Origin of the sequence: Roseovarius sp. AK1035, assembly GCF_003288315.1 — a bacterium.
Classification (GTDB): domain Bacteria; phylum Pseudomonadota; class Alphaproteobacteria; order Rhodobacterales; family Rhodobacteraceae; genus Roseovarius; species Roseovarius mucosus_A.
The window spans coordinates 2513679-2532321 of record NZ_CP030099.1 but is presented as its reverse complement, the minus strand read 5'-3'; the positions used below and the strand labels follow the sequence as shown (position 1 = coordinate 2532321).

The following is an 18643-nucleotide window of genomic DNA, read 5'->3' as shown; positions in this document are numbered from 1 at the left end:
GCGGACGGGCGGTGCGGGCAGGGTCAGAACCCGGCCTTGATCTGCTCGAAGAGCTCGTTCATCTGGGTTTCCCATTCCTGCGTCTGCGGCTGCTGGAAATGCCCCGCATTCAGGATTTCGACCGGGTTTTTGCTCAGGCCCAGCCCGGCCAGCGTCTCTTCCTCGAACTGGTCGAACGCCTTGCTGTTGGAATGGCCGTACCCCCAGTCGTTGATCATGAAATGGCCGGTTTCGACGCTGAGCAGGGAATCGATCACGTCATAGGCGCGGTCAAGATTGGGCGCGTCCTTGTGGATCATCACGCCGCAGACCCATGTCAGCGCACCCTCTTTGGGCCGCGCGAATTTGACAGGGATGCCCTCGGCCTGCAGCAGCACCGCCGAACTGTTCCACGTCATCGAGGCCACCATTTCGCCAGCGGAAAGCGCCTGTTCGAGCGTGGTCGTATCATCGGTATAAAGGCGCATCAGCGGGCGCTGTTCGCGCATCACGGCGGCGATTTTGTCAAAGGCTTCGGGTGTGTCGATATTGGCGAAATCAATGCCAGCCTTGATCGCCCCGCACCACCACGCATCCCCGCCCGAGGCCAGCGACCCCAACCGCCCGGCATAGCGTGGGTCCCACAGGATGTCCCAGCTTTCCTCGCCCTCCAACTCCACCAGATCGGTGCGATAGGTGATCGAGGTCTGACCCCAATCAAAGGGCGCCATCCAGACCTTGCCCGCCTCGGCACCATTGCCGGGCAGATCGACCAATTCAGGGATCACATCGCCCCAATTGGCGACACGCGCGGTGTCAATCGGCTGGAATAGCCCCGTCTGCACCCAGCGCGGCATCGACTGGTTGCAAGGGTGCGATACATCCACCACGAACCCGCCCCGCATCTTGGTCAGCGCCTCTTCCGAGCCGCCGAAAATGGCGAAATTCGGCAGGGTGCCGTTTTGCTCCTGATAGGGGCCAAACAGTTCGGGGATGTCATAGCCCCCCCATGTGAAATAGGTGGCCTGCTCACCCTCAGAGGCCATGGCCCGGCGTGCGGGCAACGGCACCGTTGTCATCGCCACCCCTGCCGCCAAAAGGCCCTTGGTGAATTTCCGCCGACTTAACTTGCCTTCGCGCACAGCACCCAATTGGTCCAGAATATCCATGTGGTCCCAGTCTCCCCTGTTGGCGCGGACCCACCTATGGGATGGGTCCCGTCACACAATCGTTATGGTTCATGCGCCATAGCTCAGGACTGTTGACATTTTCCGTCGCTCGGGCATGTCATTGAATGGTCATTCAATCATTTCAGCCATTGGGGAATCGAGTCAAGCGTTTTGCTCGACCTGCCCCGACCGGGAGTGTCGGGCAGACCCGGAGTGATCAAGGATCAAGCGGCGCGGCCGCCTATTTCGAGGGAGACAAGGAATGCGCGACAACACCGGAATCATCCGCCTACATGCCAATGGGCCAGACGGGTTGACGCCCGTCACCGTTGATCCGGCAGAGTTTGACACCCCGCCAGAGGCGCAGAACCTGCATATCTATTTTGCCGATCCGGCACTTGGTCTTAACGTGGGCGTCTGGCAATCGGCCCCGATGCAAGAGGCGTTCGGTCCCTTCCCCGGGGATGAGTTCATCGTCATGCTCGAGGGCGCGTTTGGCCTGCGCGATGGCGCTGGCACGGGCGTGGGCGCTGGGGCCAAAGCGGGGCAATGCGCGGCAATTCGCAACGGCATCCCGGTCAGTTGGCACCAAGACGGGTCTGTCAGAAAATTCTTCATGACCTACAACGATCCCCGCGCCGCAGCGCCGCAGGACCTGACGGCAGAGGGCGGCTTAACCACGCTCTCGCCCGAGATGACGCTGACCGATGCCGAATTGATGGAAGACACCAGCACGCCCCAGCGCGACCGCATCCTCTTTAGCAATGACCTTGGCAATTTCGATGTCGGCCTTTGGGATACGCAGGTGCTGAACACTGAATTAGAGCCGTTCCCCTATCACGAAATGGCGCAGGTTCTGGAGGGCGAGGTATATCTGACCGAGGCGGATGGCACACGGCATCATTTCACCGCCGGAGATGTGTTCTTTATCCCTGCAGGCACGCCCTGCATCTGGCATGTGCCCAGCTACCTGCGCAAATTCTACGCAGCCCTTGATCCCGAGAACCGCCCCGACGGCTGACACGATCCATTACGCAGGCGGCGCAGGCAGCAGCTCCGGCACCAGCCGCGACAGACAGAGCTTGCTCGCCGCCAAAGCGTGCGTGCGATCATGGCTCTCGGGCGCCAGATGCAGACGCTGCCAATAGCCATCGGTCAGCGATTCCATCCATTCGGCCATTTGATCCGCATCGCTGCGACAGCTTTCGGGCAAGAGCGCCGCCCAGATACCCGAGAGCGCCCTATGCCGCCGTGCATCGAACTCGGCCGCGACCTCGGCATAGTGCCCGGTGAAACGCAATTCGCCCCAAAAGGCGAACCACAGCGGCAGCACATCGGGGCCACAGGCCTCGGCGCTGAAATCCGCATCAAGCAGCGCCATCAATCGGTCGAGCGGGGCATCGCCGGTCTGTTCCAAGGCGCGCATCCAGAGGTTTTCATAGCCTTCATAGAGATCGCGCAGGGTTTCCGTGAGCAGCCCGCTTTTGGAGGTGAAATAGAACACCGCCACGCCCTGCGATAACCCCGCCTCATCCGCCACCGTCGCCAGCGTGGTCTTGGCCAGACCATGCGTCAGGATCGACCGCCGCGCCGCATCCAGAAGCTGCCTGCGGCGGCGTTCGGCATTCTCCTTGCGCTCTTTTCGCGGCTTTCTGGGCGTCGCGTCGGTCACATTTGCCCCTTAGTGCGGTGGTTTTTCCATCCATGCCACAGGCCGCGCGGCACGTCAGCCCAAATTTATTTATTTGAGCGCTCAAAAAAACTTTACGGGAAAATCCGCTTTGGCTAGGATGATCACAGGAGCAATGCCATGCGACCCCAATCCTCTTTTGATGCCATCATCATCGGCGCGGGCCATAATGGCCTGACCGCTGCCGCTTATCTCGCGCGCGCCGGACGTCAGGTGCTGGTGGTGGAAAAGAACGACTGGATCGGCGGCGCAGCGGTCAGCCGGTCGCTGCACGACGGGTGGACCTATTCCAACTGCTCGTATGTCTGCTCGCTCTTGCGGCGCGAGATTGTGCGCGATCTCGACCTGCCGAAATACGGCCTTCAGGTGATCCCCTATGAGGGCGGGGCGAGTTTCACGCCAGATGGCGATTATTTCGCCTATTACTCGGATCACCACGCCTTGCAGCGCGAAATGGCCCGCCATTCGCCCCGCGATGCCGATGCCTATCCGCGCTATGCACAGATGATCATGCGGCAATGCCGGTTCATCCGCCCGTTCCTGTTGCGCGATGCCCCTGATCCCGCCTCGCTTCATCCCCGTGATCTGGGCGAGATGGCCTATATGGTGAAACGGGCGCATGGGCTGGGGCGGCGCGAACTGGCTGAAACCCTGCGCTTTTGGACGATGTCGATCGGCGATCTTCTGGACGAGCATTTCGAGAGCGATCTGATCAAGGCGCATCTGGCAGGCTCGGGCATCATCGGCACGGGGCTCGGGGTCTATTCTCCGGGCACCGCCTATGTGCTCTTGCATCATTACATGGGCGATATTGACGGCGGTATCGGGGCCTGGGGCTTTGCCCGGGGGGGCATGGGGGCGATTTCCAACGCCCTTGGCGCGGCCTTTGAGGCGGCAGGCGGCACCATTCATATTGGCGCAGGCGTGGCGCAAATCCTTGTCAAAGAGGGCCGCGTGACCGGCGTGGCGCTGGAGGATGGGCGCGAATTTCACGCGCCGGTCGTGGCGTCGAACATGGATGTGAAACGCACGTTTCTGCGCCATGTCGATCGCGCCGCCCTGCCCGAGGACTTCACCCGCGCGGTAGAGCGATTCAAGATCCGGGGGTCTTCTGCCAAGCTCAATATCGCGCTGGACCGCCTGCCCGCCTTTCCCGCCGCCCCCGCAAATGCCAGCTTCCTGCGCGGTGATCTGCATGTGTCCCAAAGCCTTTGGGAGTTGGAGCGCGCCTATGATGACTGGAAGGCCGGGCGCTGGTCCGCGCGCCCCTATATCGACATGCTGATCCCCAGCCAGATCGACCCAACCATGGCCCCGCCCGGCAGCCATATGATGACGGTCTTTGTGCAATACGCGCCCTATGACCTGGTAGCAGATGGCCAGCGCAGCGGCCAGAACTGGACAGATACCGCACGGCACGCGCTGGCCGAGACGGTGCTGGATCAGATCACCATCGCCTGCCCGGATATCCGCGACCGCATTCAGCATATGGAGATCCGCTCGCCGCTCGAATTAGAGACCGAGGTGGGGCTGACCGAGGGCAATATCTTTCAGGGTGAGTTGACCTTTGATCAGCTTTTCTTCAACCGGCCCGTGCCCGGCTATTCCGGCTATGGCTCGCCTATCGGGGGGCTTTATCTTTGTGGCTCGTCCGCGCATCCGGGCGGCGGGGTGATGGCGGCGCCGGGGGCCAATGCCGCCCGCGCGATCCTGCGCCGCGAATGGCCCCGCGCCCCGCGCAAGGGCTATGCCGCATGAGCGCCATCCGCACCTTTGACAGCATCGTGATCGGCGGCGGGCTGAATGGTCTGGTGGCCGCGGGCGTGCTGGCGCGGGCGGGGCAATCTGTGTGCCTGCTAGAACGTGCAGCGCATCTGGGCGGCATGGCCGCCCCCGGTGCCAGCGGCGCGCCGCGCATGGCGCATCTGCTTTATAATCTCAGCCCCGTGGTGCGCCGCGATCTGGGCTTGGGTGCCCGCGATTGGCCGTTCGAAACTGCGGCCTTGCCCACGGTGGCGCTGTCCGAGGATGGCCGCCATGTGGTCACGCAGGGCGCAAGCGCGCGCTTTGCCGATGGCAGCCCCCATCCCGATGCGGCGGCTTTTGCGGCGCTGCACGAACGCCTGACCGGCTATGCCGCGCTCTTGCGACATCTGGCCGAAGCAGCCCCGCCGGGGGGCGATGCGCCGATCCTCTCCTCGGCACGGCTGAAAGAAGTGCTGCGACTGGGCCGGGTCGGCCTTGGCCTGCGGCGCATGGGCAAGCCCGAGATGCGGCGGTTCCTGCAAATCCTGCTGTCGAATGCCTATGATCTTATCCTTGATGACATCCCCGACGGCCCGCTTGCGGGCCTTATGGCGGCGGATGCGGTGCGCGGGGCTGCGGCGGGGCCACGCGCGCCCGGCACGGTCTTTGGCCTGCTCTACCGCATGGGGCATGGCGGCGGTGCCAGCCTGCCCATTGGCGGCATGACGGCAGTGATCGACGCCTTTGCCGGGGCGGCCGGGCGGGCTGGGGCGGTGATCAAGACGGGCTGCGGCGTGGCGCGTATCCTGACCGATCAGGACCACGTGACCGGCGTGATCACCGACCGGGGCGAGACACTCAATGCCACCCGCGTGCTGAGCAGCGGCGGCGCGCGCATGACCGCAGAGATGGCCGGGCTCGCGCATTTCGACATCGAAGCCACGCGCCGTCTGCGCCACATCCGCGCGCGCGGCACGGTGGCCAAGATCAACCTGACCCTTGACGCCCTGCCCACCATCCCCGGCCTGCCTGATGATCTGCTCTCGGCCCGCCTCGTGATTGCGCCCTCCGCATCTTACGTCGAAGAGGCGTTCAACCCGTCGAAATACCGCGAAACCTCGCCCCATCCGGTGATCGAGGCGCTGTTGCCCGGTCAGACAGACCCTGCACAACGGGGCGCGCAAGGCCATGCTCTCTCGCTCATTGTAAACTATGCGCCGGTCGATTTGGCGGGGGGCTGGGATGACCCCGCGCGCGATGCCTTGCTCCAGACCACGCTCAACACGCTGACCCGCTACGCCCCCGGCCTGTCCGACCTTGTGACCGGGGCAGAGGTGATCCCGCCCGATCAGATCGAGGCCGAGACCGGCGCGCCGGGCGGGCATTGGCACCATGCAGAGATGAGCCTTGATCAGCTTCTTGCCCTGCGCCCCGCCATCGGCATCGGGCGCTATGGGATGGGTCCATCCGGGCTGTTTCTCTGCGGGGCCTCCGCCCATCCCGGTGGCGATCTGATGGGGCTGGCGGGGCGCAACGCGGCGCACGCAGCCTTGGGGGGCACGCCATGAGCATCGCCACCGATCCCAAGCTGGGCCTGATCGACGGGCCGGTGCATCCCCGCCTCGCGCCGCTCAACCGGGCGCAGGGCTGGTATGGCTGGGCCGGATACGCCGCGCCAAGCCTGCTCGATACGGTGGAGTTCGAATATTTCGCCCTGCGCAATCAAGCCGCGCTCTTTGACGTCTCACCCTTGCATAAGTACCGCATCACCGGGCCGGACGCGGCGCGCGTTCTCAACCGCCTTGTCACCCGCGATGTGACCAAGATCCCCCTGCATCGTGTCGGTTATGCGATCTGGTGCGATGAAGAGGGGATGGTGATCGACGATGGCACGCTCTTTCACCTTGGGGCGGAGGATTGGCGGCTCTGCTGTCAGGAACCGATGCTGAGATGGCTCCTGGATGCGGCCTGGGGCTTTGACGTGGATATTCTTGACGAAAGCCGCAAGATTGCCGGGCTGGCCCTGCAAGGGCCGACCGCCTATGCAGTGCTGCGCGCGGCGGGGCTGGATCTGGGGCATCTGCGCCCCTTTGATCTGGCCGGGGTGGAACCGGGGCTGATGATCTCGCGCACCGGGTTCACCGGCGACTTGGGATATGAGCTTTGGACGGCGTGGGGCGATGCCCTGCCCCTCTGGGACCGGCTATGGCAGGCGGGTGAAGACCTTGGCCTGCGCGCCATCGGCTATGAGGCGGTGAATATCGCGCGGATCGAGGCAGGGTTCATGGTCGCGGGCGTCGATTTTCAGCCCGCCCATGCCACGGAACGTCTGCACCGGGGGCACACGCCGATAGAATTGGGCCTTGGCCCGATGGTCGATCTCACCAAGGGACATTTCAATGGCCGCCGCGCGCTTTTGGCTGCCAAACCCCGCAGCCTCTTGATGCGGCTCGATGTCGAGGGGTTCAAACCGGCGCAGGGCGCGCTGGTCTATCACGCCAAGCGGCGCGAGGTGGGGCATGTCACCTCGGGTGTCTGGTCCCCCACGGCCAAGCGCAATATCGCCCTTGCGCATGTGCGGATGCCCATGGCGGCGCAGCACCCGAGCAATCTCTGGGCCGAGATTTACACGCTGGAAGAAGGGCAATGGGATCGCCGCATGGCACGGCTGACGCCGGTCAAATCTGCCTTCTTCCGCCCGCCCCGCGCCCGCGCCACCCCGCCCGGCAACACCTGAATTCCGACGGAGATGACATGAACACACATGCAAACACCCCTGCCCCCGATGATCTGACCCTCTGGGATCGCACGCATAACCTGCACCCCTGGACCGGCATCCGCGACTGGCGCAAGTCTGATCTCTTGCGGGTCAACACCGCGCAGGGCATCCACATCTGGGACAGCACGGGCAAGCGCCATATCGACGGGCCGGGGGGCATGTGGTGCGTGCAGATCGGCTATGGCCGCGCCGAGATGGCCGAGGCGATTGCGGCGCAGGCCATGGCGATGCCCTATGCTTCGCCTTGGTCCTTTACCACCGAGCCCGCCGCCCTTCTGGCGCGCAAACTGGCAGAGCTGACCCCCGGCGACCTCAACACCGTGCATTTCACTACCGGCGGCTCGACCGCTGTCGATACCGCCATCCGGGTCGTGCAATTTCTCAACAACCGGCTGGGTCGGCCCGACAAGAAAATCGTGCTTTCGCGCGAAAAGGCCTATCACGGCTCGACCTATCTGGCGGCAACCGTGACCGGCAAGGAACGCTTCAAGACAAGGTTCGACAAGGCCGATGATCTGGTGCGGTTCTTGCCCGATGTGAACCCCTACCGCCGCCCCGAAGGCATGAGCGTGGCGGATTGGGGTGATCTCAAAATCGCCGAGTTCGAGCAGATGATCGCCGAGGTTGGCCCCGAGCGCATCGCCGCCTTTATCGCCGAACCGATCCTGTGTTCCGGTGGCGTTGTCGTACCGCCCCCCGGCTATCACCAACGCACCCACGAGATATGCCGCAAGCACGACATCCTCTATATCTCGGACGAGGTTGTGACCGGCTTTGGCAGGCTTGGCCATTGGTTCGCCTCTCAGGATGTGTTCGGGTTCACCCCCGATATCATCACCTGCGCCAAGGGTCTTACCTCGGGCTATGTGCCGCTGGGGGCCTGCATCCTGTCCGATGCGCTGATGGAGCGCTTGGCCGGGGTCGAGGGCGATGATGTGTTCTACAACGGCTATACCTATTGCGGGCACCCCGTGGCCTGCGCCGCCGCCCTCAAGAATATCGAGATCATCGAGCGCGAGGATCTTCTGGCCCATGTCCGCCGCATCACCCCGCAGTTTCAGGCGCGGTTGCGCGCCATCGGCGAGAGGTTTGACATCGTGGGCGACGCGCGCGGCATGGGCCTTTTGGGCTGTCTCGAATGTCGGCCCGACCTTAGCGACGAAAGCTATGCCAAACACCTGCAATTCGGGGCCAAACTCGATGCCGCCTGCGAGGCGCGCGGCCTTTTGTTGCGGCCTTATGGCAATATGGCGGTGTTCTCGCCGCCGCTGATCATCACCACAGAGGAGATAGATGAAATGTTCGATATCATGGAGGCGGGGCTGACCCAACTCAGCGCCGAATACGATGGTTGAGATCGCGCGCCTCAAGGCGGATACCGATCCGGGCACGGTGGCCAAGCGTCTGCTGCAAGACGGCGGCGTGGTGGTTGAAAACGTGGCAGGCTCAAACTTGCTTGACCGGGTCACCAGTGATCTGCGCGGCCCGTTCGATCAGCAAGGGCACAAGTTTGCCAATGATTTCAACGGCTACAAGACCCGGCGTTTGGGCAGTATCCTCAAGATTTCCGAGGCGGCGGCGGATATTCTGGCGCATCCGCTGGTGATGGAGGTGGCTGACCGGGTGCTGAAACGTCACTGTGTCAACTATCGCATCGGGTCTTCGACCGCGATCGAAATCCTGCCGGGCGAAAAAGCGCAGGTGCTGCACCGCGACGATGATTTCTATCCGATCCGCATTCCCGGTGTGGAATTCCAGATTTCCGCGATGTGGGCGCTGGATGATTTCACCGCCGAGAATGGCGCAACGCGGGTTGTCCCCGGCTCGCAGGATCTGCGCCCGATCAACAGCATCACCGACGACCAGATCACCCAAGCCGTGATGCCGCGCGGCTCGGTGCTGTTCTACCTTGGGGCCACGGTGCATGCAGGTGGGGCCAACCGCGCCGCTGCGCCGCGCAAAGGGCTGATCACCACCTATTCGCTGGGCTGGCTCCGGCAAGAGGAAAACATGTATCTCTCAGTGCCGAAATCCAAGGCCGATGCCTATCCCGATGACGTGCGCCGCTTGCTGGGCTATCAGGGCCACGGCCGCAATCTGGGCGTCTATCCCGGCGATCCAGATGGCTATTGGTTCGACGCCTGAGCGCCCATGTCAGCCCGGTTTGCGGCCCCGGATATGGTGCGGGCAATGCTCGCCCGATTGCACGACCGGCACCATCGCGGTCCATGTCTCGATCTGATGCGCGATAAACTCTGCGCCGTGCCGCGCCTCCCATTCGGCGCGGCGTGGGCCTGACAGCTCCCGTAATTCGGCCGCTGCCACCTCGGCATACCATGGGCTGCGATCCACCAGTGCGACATCGGCAAACCCCGCCGCTGCCAGCGCCGCGCGGTAGCGCGCCGGTGACGCCATGGCAAAATCGAGCGCCTCAAGCGCGATGTAATGCGCCATCTCGGGCGAGGGCGCGCCGTCATGCGCGCGCAACCAGTCCGAGGCGGCAAAGACGCCGCCCGGTTTGAGCACGCGAAACACCTCGGCTGCCAGCGCCTCCTTGTCGGGGATATGGATGATCGAATCCTTGGAAAACACCACATCAAAGCTTTGATCTGGATAGGGAAACGGCCCCGGCGTGACTTTGTCGATGGTAATCTGTCCGGCCAGCCCCGCAGCTGTGGCACGGGCGCGCGCGGCGGCGCAAACCGGGTCTTCCACGTCGATGCCGGTGACATGCGCCGCGCCGTGAACGCGCACCATGAGCACCGCAATCGCCCCCGACCCACAGCCAATGTCCAGCACCTTGGCCCCTGTCAGATCGACCCCATCCAGCACCCGTGCCACCTCGTCCTGGCCACCGGGCGACAGAAACCCCTCACCCCAAAGGTCTTCGAGAAAACCGATATGGCTCTGATCGTAGAGAATATCCTCAGACATGAGCAGCCTCCGACTGAATACCCGTTCAATGGAGTATTCCGCGAAGTGGCCCCTCAGACAAGCCCCCGCTCAGAGCTGCCCCGCCGCCTGCAACTTTTCCCATGCAAAGCGCAAATAGCTGCTGCGAAAGCTGTGACCGCCCGGATGCAGGCAAAAATCGAGCACGTCGCCCGTGGCGTTGCGGCGGTTCTGACAGGCGAGATCCTCGAATTCAGTCTCGCCAGTCGGGGTGAACCCGCCCAGCGCCTGATACATGTCCAACGATTCGGCCACATCGCCCTGCCGCGTTTCCAGAATGGGCCGTCCGGCCAGCGGCACCGTCGGGTCAGTCGTGCCGTGAATATGCACAAGGCTCGCCGCAGGCGTGGCGCAGGTCTCGGGCGGTTTCATCCAAAAGGTTCCGGCAATCGCCGCAAAGCCCGCGAAACGCTCAGGCATGGTGCAGGCGAGGTTCCAGACCATCATGCCGCCCGCAGAAAACCCTGCCGCCATCAAGCGCTTGGTATCAATCGGAAACCGGCGCGCGGCATCCTCGATCACCGCCTCGACATAGCGAAATTCCACCGATCCGTCGCTGTCCATATGGCGCGGCGCATAGGGAATCACCCAATCGTCATCGGCGGATTTGAGCGCGATGAGTGCGAGCCCCATGTCAGACACCACCTGACGCAGGTTCTGGTTCTGCATCACCGCCGCCGCCGAACCACGATAGCCATGGGCAAAAACCACCGCCCCCACCGGGCTGCCTATCTGTCCTTCGGGCATGGCGATGCGGTAATGCCGATCGCCCAACTGACAATCCGTATCGGGGCCACAGGCCCAAGCAGGCCCCGTAAGTGCCGACAATGCCAACAAAATTGCAAGAACCCGCATCGCACTCTCCTTGAACCCGCATGCCTTATCCTGTCGTCAAACCTGACAGATCGAGATCACGCGCGCGTGGCATTCCCCATCAGATAACGCGGATGTGATCCGGCTGTTCTGCGTGGGTCACCCCTGAGCAGATCCATCCCGCCAGCGGTTCACAATCGGATAGCGCCGGTCAAGCCAGAACGCCCGCTTGCTCAGCCGTGTGCCGGGGGCCGCCTGAAACCGCTTGTATTCGCTGATGTAGAGCAGATGTTCCACCCGCTTGGCATCGGCCAGATCATAACCCGCCGCAACGCAATCCGAAATCGAGCCATCCTGATCCACGAGGATTTCCAGAATCCCATCCAGCACCGGGTAATCCGGCAGCGAATCGCTGTCCTTTTGATCGGCGCGCAATTCGGCACTGGGGGGCTTGGAAATAACCTGCTCGGGGATCACCGCCCCCTTTGGCCCCAGCATCCAGCCGCGATATTGGGCGTTGCGCCAGCGGCAAATCTCGAACACCCGCGTTTTGTAGAGATCCTTGATCGGGTTATAGCCCCCCGCCATATCGCCATAGATCGTGGCATAGCCCACCGCCACCTCGGATTTATTGCCGGTGGTCAGCAGCATCTCGCCAAACTTGTTCGACAGCGCCATCAGCAACAGACCACGCAGGCGTGACTGAAGATTCTCTTCGGTCAGGTCCGGTGCCCTGCCGTCAAACAGCGGCGCCAGCGTCGCCGTGATCGCCGCGCGCCCCGCGTCGATGGGCACGAAATCATAGCGACACCCCAAGTTTTCAGCGACCGCCTTGGCATCCTCTAGCGATTCTGCCGAGGTATATTCCGATGGCAACATCACGCAGCGCACATTCTCAGCTCCCACCGCATCAACGGCAATGGTTGCCACAATGGCGCTATCCACCCCGCCCGAAAGCCCCAGCAAGACCTTGGAAAACCCCGATTTGCGCAGGTAATCGCGCAAACTGAGCACCATAGCGGTATAATCCTGCTCCATATCATCGGGCAGATGCGCCAGATCCCCCGGCAGCGCGCGCCAGCCCTCCGGCCCCCGCTCCAGATCAACATGCGCCACCGCCTCTTGAAACATCGGCAATTGCACCGCGAGCGCCCCACCGGGATTGAGCACGAAAGAGCCGCCATCGAACATCTGATCGTCCTGCCCGCCCACCATATTGAGGTAGATAAGCGGCAATCCGGTCTCGATCACCCGCGCCACCATCATATTCTGGCGCAGGTCCATCTTGTCTCGGTAATGCGGCGATCCGTTCGGCACGAGCAGGATTTCAGCGCCGGTTTCGGCCAAAGTCTCGGCCACATCCTCGTGCCAGGCATCTTCGCAAATCGGGCTGCCGATCCGCACCCCTGCTACCGTATAGGGCCCCGCCACCGGCCCGCTGTCATAAAGACGCACCTCGTCGAATACCGTCTCATTGGGCAGATGATGCTTGAGCACGCGGGCGCGCACAGACCCGCCCTGCAGGATATAATAGGCATTGTGCAGGCTCACACCATCCAAGGCCGGGCCGCCAATCGCCAGCGCCGGCCCGTCGGCGCAGTCACGCGCCAGCGCCTCAATCGCAGCAATCGCCGCCTGATGAAAGGCGGGTTTTTGCACAAGGTCTTGCGTGTTGTAGCCGGTAATGAACATCTCGGGCAGCGCCACCAGATCGGCCCCCGCCGCGCGCCCCTTGTCCCATGCGTCGCGCGCCAGACGCGCATTGCCCGCCAGATCCCCCACCGTGGGGTTCAACTGCGCCAAAGTCAGGCGAAACCGGTCAGCCATGCGCGTGCCCTCTGCATATCCACGCCTCCGATGTAGCAGATCGCCGCCGGAGGAAAAGCCGATTTGCCCAAAAGCCGTTGTCAGCCCCTGCCCCGTCCTCTAGATTTGCCTCAGCCGCCGCATCATCGGGCGGGATCGGGCATCGGGGCAAATATGACGTTTTCGCGCACAAGACCCATCCTTCTGAGCATCGCACTTGGTGCGGCCAGTATGGCCGCCGCTCAGGATGCGGAGGTGCAGACCAAGCAATATGACGATGGCGGCATCTATGAGGGCACGTTCAAGGACGGGCTGCAACATGGCACCGGCAGCTATACCCTGCCCAATGGCTATGAATATACCGGCGAGTGGGTCGAGGGCGAGATCAGGGGCAAGGGTGTAGCACGCTTTCCCAATGGCTCGGTCTATGAGGGCGAATTCGCGCGCGGCAAACCCAATGGCATCGGCAAGATCGTGTTCACCGATGGCGGCACCTATGAGGGCGCATGGGAGGATGGCAAGATCACCGGCCAAGGTGTGGCCATCTACGCCAACGGCGTGCGCTACGAGGGTGGGTTTCTGAATGCCATGCACCACGGGCGCGGCCGGATGCAAAGCCCCGGTGGCTATATCTATGACGGCGATTGGGTGAATGGCGTCAAGGAAGGCATGGCCAAGATCACCTATCCTGATGGCGCGGTCTATGAGGGGGCTGTTGCACGCGGAGCGCGCGAGGGGGAGGGCACGCTCACCATGCCCGATGGGCTGATCTATCAGGGCACGTGGCGCGCCGGAGAGATTGACGGCAAGGGCAAACTCACGCAGCCCAATGGCGATGTCTATGAGGGCGATCTTGTCGCAGGACGGCGCGAAGGCACGGGCCGTGTGACCTATCAAAATGGCGATCTTTATGAGGGGGCCTTTAAGGAGGACCGCCGCCATGGTCAGGGCACATTCACCGGCACCGATGGCTATCTGTATCAGGGCGAATGGGTCGCGGGCAAAATCTCGGGTCAGGGGCGCGTGACCTATCCCGATGGTTCGGTCTATGAAGGGCAGTTCCGCGATGATCTGGCCAATGGCGAGGGGCGCATCATCTATCCGGACGGCGCAACCTATGAAGGGTCATGGGTTGGCGGCGTGATCGAGGGCACTGGGCGTGCCACCTATCCCAATGGCCTTGTCTATGAAGGCGAATTCAAGAACGCCCGCAACCATGGCACGGGGGTTATGACCTACCCCGACGGCTATCGCTATGAGGGGGAATGGCAGGACGGCCAGCGTCACGGCACCGGCACCGCCACCTATCCCGATGGCACGATCTATGTGGGCGGGTTCGTCGAAGGCCAGCGCCACGGGCAAGGCAAGATCACCATGCCCGATGGTTTTGTCTACGAGGGCGAATGGCAGAACGGCGAAATCTCTGGCCGGGGTGTGGCCACCTACACCAATGGCGATGTCTATGAGGGCATGTTCCGTGCGGGCAAGCGGCAGGGCGAAGGCACCATGCGCTATGCCAGCGGCCAAGAGGCCAGCGGCACATGGGAAGATGGCGCGCTCTCCGGGGCGACAACCCAGACCGAGTGATCAGATCGCCCGATCCGCATCAAGATCGGCCAACACGCGCGCGGCCCCATCAAGCACCGCTTGACGGCGGCCCGCCTCCATCTTGTCCCATGTGCGATAGACCGGCCCCATACGGGGATTGCGCCCGAACCGGTCGCGATTCCGGATCAGGAAATCCCAGTAAAGCAGGTTAAAGGGGCAGGCATTCTCGCCCGTCTTTTCCTTGACAGAATAGGCGCAGGACCGGCAGTAATCCGACATTTTGTCGATGTAATTGCCCGAACTCACATAGGGTTTGCTTGCGATAATGCCGCCATCGGCAAACTGGCTCATCCCGATCACATTCGGGGCCTCGACCCATTCAAAGGCATCGGCATAGACCGCCAGATACCACTCATGCACCTGGCCCGGGTCAATCCCGGCCAAAAGCGCGAAATTGCCCGTCACCATCAGGCGCTGAATGTGATGGGCATAAGCCTCTTTTGCCGTGGTCTCAACGGCATGGGCGACACAGTTCATGCGCGTCTTGGCCCCCCAGAACATCGCCGGCAACTTGCGCTTATGTCCCAGCGCGTTGCGCGTCACATAGTCCGGCCCCTCGCGGAAATAGAGGCCGCGCATATATTCGCGCCAGCCGATCACCTGCCGGATATAGCCCTCGGCGGCATTGATGGGCACCCGGCCTTCTTTCCATTCCTCAACAACACGGGCGCAGATATCCACAGGATCAAGCAATCCGATGTTCATATACATCGAAATAACCGAATGATGCAGGAACGCATCCCCTTCCAGCATCGCATCCTGCGTGTCGCCGAACCCCGGCAGCAGATGCCGCGCGAAATGGTCGAACGCCTGCGCCGCCGCATCCCGCGTCACGCCAAACCAGAACGGACGCAGCGCTCCGAAATGGGTGCCAAACCGTGCCTCGACCAGATCAAGCACCTCTTGCGTGATCGCATCCGGTTCAAACCGCAACGGCCCCTCGCGCAGCAAATCCGCCTGCGCCCGCTTGCGGTTGTCATGGTCGAAATTCCACTTGCCCCCCGCCGGTTGGTCGCCCTCCATCATCAGCCCGGTCTTGCGGCGCATCTCGCGGTAAAAATACTCCATCCGCAGCTCTTTGCGCCCCTCGGCCCATCGGTCGAACTCTTCCAATGAACAGACGAACCGATCATCCGGCAGTTGCCGCACTGTCAACGGGGCGTCCGACAGGGCCTCGATCAACCGCCATTCCCCCGGTTGTGTGGCGATCACCTCAGACGCCCCAAATTCCTCGGCCCGCCGCATCAATTCGCCCACAATCGAGGGCGTGGCCGCAGGATCGTCCAGCCGCGTATAGGCCACCTGCCAGCCCTCGGCCGTCAACGCCTCCGCGAAATGCCGCATCGCCGACAGGATGAGCGCGATTTTCTTGGGATGGTGCGGCACATAGCTGCCCTCATCCCTCACCTCGGCCATGACCACAACGTCGCGCGCCTTGTCGCCCGCGCGCAGCGCCGAAAGATCCGGGCTGAGTTGATCCCCCAGCACCAGCAGCAGCCGCGTTACCATGGCACGGTTGCCCCCTGCCAATCAAAAAAGCCGCCGCTCTCCTCGGGCCGCAAGCGTTCGATGACGCCAAGCAGGTTCTCTGCCGCCTGCGCTGCGGGCACCGCCGGATGCCGCCCCAGATATTTGCGGGTAAACTCCGTCTCAACCGTGCCCGGATGCAAGGCCACGCAAATCGCCCCTCGGTGACTGCGCCCCAATTCAATCGCGCCGGTGTGGATCATCTGATTCAGCGCCGCCTTGGCGGTGCGATAGCTATACCAACCGCCGAAATTATTGTCGCCAATCGACCCCACCCGCGCCGAGAGTGCGGCAAAGACCGCCCGCCCCTCGCGCGGCAAAAGGCGCAGGCTGTGCTTGAGCACCAAGGACGGCCCCACGCAATTGAGCGCGAATTGATCCAGCATCGCCTGCGCGCTCACCTGCCGCAGCGCCTTTTCCGGCGCGGCCCCGGCAATTTCCAACGCGCCGGTCGTCACCAATATCAGGTCAAACGGCCCGTCCAGCGCGCCAAGGGCTGCCGCAACCGACGCCTCATCGGTCACGTCCAAACCGTCGCCGCTGCGCGACAGGCCCGTGACCGTCACACCACGCGCTTCCAAGCCCGCGCTCACAGCCTGCCCGATGCCGCCCGAAGCGCCGATGATCAATGCTTTTTCCATGGCGCAGACCTAGCCGAAGCCAGCACAGCTTCAACCCCCAAAGCCAAGCGCAATTTCGGGGTTTTCATCGCCGCGCCGCATGCCTATAGTTTCGCCCATGTTGATGCAGGATCATATCACGCCCTTGCCCCACGCCCTTCGGCGTGCCGCTCGGGCTGTCCTGCTAGGCCTAAGCCGCCTCTGAGCGTGCCGTCTTGGCGCGACCGCTCAGAGGATGTGCCGTTTCGCGCCGCAGGCTTAGGATTTTTTGAAAGAGACCAACATGACCAACACCTCTAAAGATCGCGTCGTCATCTTTGACACAACCTTGCGCGACGGCGAACAAAGCCCCGGCGCCACCATGACCCATGCCGAAAAGCTCGAGATTGCCGGGCTGCTCGATGACATGGGCGTCGATATCATCGAGGCGGGCTTTCCCATCGCCTCTGAGGGCGATTTCAACGCCGTCAGCGAGATTGCCAAGAACTCGAAAAATGCCGTGATCTGCGGCCTCGCGCGGGCCAATTTCAAGGATATCGACCGCTGCTGGGAGGCGGTGAAACACGCCGCCCGCCCGCGTATCCATACCTTTATCGGCACCTCGCCGCTGCACCGCGCCATTCCCAATCTCGACATGGACCAAATGGCCGAGCGTATCCACGAAACGGTGACACATGCCCGCAACCTCTGCGACAATGTGCAATGGTCGCCGATGGATGCCACCCGCACCGAATGGGATTATCTCTGCCGCACGGTCGAGATTGCGATCAAGGCGGGGGCGACCACGATCAATATCCCCGATACCGTGGGCTATACCGCACCCGAGGAATCGGCCTCGCTCATCCGTCGGCTGATCGCCACCGTTCCGGGGGCCGATGAGGTGGTGTTTGCCACCCATTGCCACAACGATTTGGGCATGGCGACGGCCAATGCACTGGCCGCCGTCGCTGGCGGCGCGCGGCAGATCGAATGCACGATCAACGGCCTTGGCGAACGCGCCGGCAACACCGCATTGGAAGAGGTGGTGATGGCCCTCAAGGTGCGCGGCGACATCATGCCCTATGAAACGGGCGTCGATACCCGCAAGCTGATGAACATCTCGCGCCGGGTTGCCGCCGTGTCGGGCTTTCCGGTGCAGTTCAACAAGGCGATTGTTGGCAAGAACGCCTTTGCGCATGAAAGCGGCATCCATCAGGACGGCATGCTCAAAAACGCCGAGACATTCGAGATCATGCGCCCCGAGGATGTCGGTCTTACCGAGACCAATATCGTCATGGGCAAGCATTCAGGCCGCGCGGCGCTGCGCTCCAAGCTCAAGGATTTGGGCTATGAATTGGCCGACAACCAGCTCAACGATGTGTTCGTCCGCTTCAAGGAATTGGCAGATCGCAAGAAAGAAATCTACGATGACGATCTTGTGGCGCTCGTCAACGCAGGCGTGGACCCCGACAATAACCGCCTTCAGATCAAACACTTGCGCGTGATCTGCGGCACCGATGGCCCGCAACAGGCGACGCTGACGATGGACATCGACGGGCGCGAGGTCTCGACCGAGGCCACCGGCGACGGCCCCGTCGATGCCACGTTCAACGCGGTCAAAGCGCTCTTTCCGCATGAGGCGCGGTTGCAACTCTATCAGGTCCACGCGGTGACCGAGGGGACAGACGCACAGGCCACCGTGTCCGTGCGGATGGAAGAGGCCGGGCGCATCGTAATGGGCCAATCGGCGGATACCGATACGGTTGTGGCTTCGGCCAAGGCCTATGTCCACGCCCTCAACCGCCTGCTCGTGCGCCGCGAGAAAACCGGCAGCGACGCGCGCGAGGTCAGCTACAAAGACGTGTCATAGGCCAGGTCTGAGCGAGAAAAAGATAAGCCCAGATGACAGGATCATCCGGGCTTTTTTGTCGGTGCTCTGGTGTCATGCGTTCCTTGGCCGAGCCGCGCGGGACGC

Annotated in this window: 15 protein-coding genes; 8 read left to right on the top strand and 7 right to left on the bottom strand. The window is 62.7% G+C overall.

The window, feature by feature from the left end:
* Positions 1-23 precede the first annotated feature (23 nt).
* Positions 24-1148 (bottom strand): ABC transporter substrate-binding protein, encoded by a 1125-nt coding sequence (locus RAK1035_RS12085; protein WP_008280282.1) that lies wholly within the window; start codon positions 1146-1148, stop codon positions 24-26.
* A gap of 262 nt (positions 1149-1410) precedes the next feature.
* Between RAK1035_RS12085 and RAK1035_RS12080 the strand changes: the two genes are divergently transcribed.
* Positions 1411-2169 carry a cupin domain-containing protein gene (locus RAK1035_RS12080; RefSeq protein ID WP_008280281.1) on the top strand — a complete coding sequence of 253 codons (759 nt, stop codon included), beginning with the start codon at positions 1411-1413 and terminating at the stop codon, positions 2167-2169.
* A gap of 9 nt (positions 2170-2178) precedes the next feature.
* Here RAK1035_RS12080 and RAK1035_RS12075 read toward each other — a convergent pair whose 3' ends face one another.
* Positions 2179-2820 (bottom strand): TetR family transcriptional regulator C-terminal domain-containing protein, encoded by a 642-nt coding sequence (locus RAK1035_RS12075; RefSeq protein WP_008280280.1) that lies wholly within the window; start codon positions 2818-2820, stop codon positions 2179-2181.
* A gap of 138 nt (positions 2821-2958) precedes the next feature.
* Here RAK1035_RS12075 and RAK1035_RS12070 point away from each other — a divergent pair, with 138 nt between their 5' ends.
* The 5 genes from RAK1035_RS12070 to RAK1035_RS12050 are packed head-to-tail and all read left to right on the top strand — an operon-like array spanning position 2959 to position 9508.
* Positions 2959-4596, top strand: coding sequence for a phytoene desaturase family protein (locus RAK1035_RS12070; protein WP_008280279.1), 1638 nt, complete (start codon positions 2959-2961; stop codon positions 4594-4596).
* Complete coding sequence (locus RAK1035_RS12065) at positions 4593-6152, top strand: phytoene desaturase family protein (protein WP_232279171.1); 1560 nt, start codon at positions 4593-4595, stop codon at positions 6150-6152. The genes RAK1035_RS12070 and RAK1035_RS12065 overlap by 4 nt, the downstream gene beginning before the upstream one ends.
* Positions 6149-7321, top strand: coding sequence for an aminomethyltransferase family protein (locus tag RAK1035_RS12060; RefSeq protein WP_008280277.1), 1173 nt, complete (start codon positions 6149-6151; stop codon positions 7319-7321). The genes RAK1035_RS12065 and RAK1035_RS12060 overlap by 4 nt, the downstream gene beginning before the upstream one ends.
* Before the next feature lie 17 nt (positions 7322-7338).
* Entirely contained in the window at positions 7339-8718 is a 1380-nt protein-coding gene (locus RAK1035_RS12055; protein ID WP_037297243.1) for an aminotransferase, read from the top strand.
* Positions 8711-9508, top strand: coding sequence for a phytanoyl-CoA dioxygenase family protein (locus RAK1035_RS12050; protein ID WP_008280275.1), 798 nt, complete (start codon positions 8711-8713; stop codon positions 9506-9508). Before RAK1035_RS12055 ends, RAK1035_RS12050 begins: the two co-directional genes overlap by 8 nt.
* A 9-nt stretch (positions 9509-9517) precedes the next feature.
* Here the strand turns inward: RAK1035_RS12050 and RAK1035_RS12045 are convergent, their stop codons facing one another.
* The 3 genes from RAK1035_RS12045 to RAK1035_RS12035 all read right to left on the bottom strand — a co-directional run bounded on the left by RAK1035_RS12045 (position 9518) and on the right by RAK1035_RS12035 (position 12955).
* Positions 9518-10297: a methyltransferase domain-containing protein gene (locus RAK1035_RS12045; RefSeq protein WP_008280274.1), complete on the bottom strand. Its 780-nt coding sequence runs from the start codon at positions 10295-10297 to the stop codon at positions 9518-9520.
* A 69-nt stretch (positions 10298-10366) separates the two neighbouring features.
* The gene (locus RAK1035_RS12040) at positions 10367-11170 is read right to left on the bottom strand and encodes an alpha/beta hydrolase family esterase (RefSeq protein ID WP_008280273.1); all 804 of its coding nucleotides are present in this window, start codon (positions 11168-11170) and stop codon (positions 10367-10369) included.
* Between the two features lie 117 nt (positions 11171-11287).
* Positions 11288-12955, bottom strand: a complete 1668-nt coding sequence (locus RAK1035_RS12035) for an NAD+ synthase (RefSeq protein WP_008280272.1) — start codon at positions 12953-12955, stop codon at positions 11288-11290.
* Positions 12956-13108: 153 nt separating this feature from the next.
* On the opposite strand from RAK1035_RS12035, the gene RAK1035_RS12030 reads away from it, so the two are divergent.
* Positions 13109-14521 carry an MORN repeat-containing protein gene (locus RAK1035_RS12030; protein WP_008280271.1) on the top strand — a complete coding sequence of 471 codons (1413 nt, stop codon included), beginning with the start codon at positions 13109-13111 and terminating at the stop codon, positions 14519-14521.
* Here the strand turns inward: RAK1035_RS12030 and RAK1035_RS12025 are convergent, their stop codons facing one another.
* Positions 14522-16051: a cryptochrome/photolyase family protein gene (locus RAK1035_RS12025; protein ID WP_008280270.1), complete on the bottom strand. Its 1530-nt coding sequence runs from the start codon at positions 16049-16051 to the stop codon at positions 14522-14524. It abuts the gene before it with no gap.
* Complete coding sequence (locus RAK1035_RS12020) at positions 16045-16710, bottom strand: SDR family oxidoreductase (RefSeq protein WP_008280269.1); 666 nt, start codon at positions 16708-16710, stop codon at positions 16045-16047. Before RAK1035_RS12020 ends, RAK1035_RS12025 begins: the two co-directional genes overlap by 7 nt.
* Positions 16711-16972: 262 nt before the next feature.
* On the opposite strand from RAK1035_RS12020, the gene RAK1035_RS12015 reads away from it, so the two are divergent.
* Positions 16973-18538, top strand: coding sequence for a 2-isopropylmalate synthase (locus RAK1035_RS12015; RefSeq protein ID WP_008280268.1), 1566 nt, complete (start codon positions 16973-16975; stop codon positions 18536-18538).
* Positions 18539-18643: the final 105 nt, after the last annotated feature.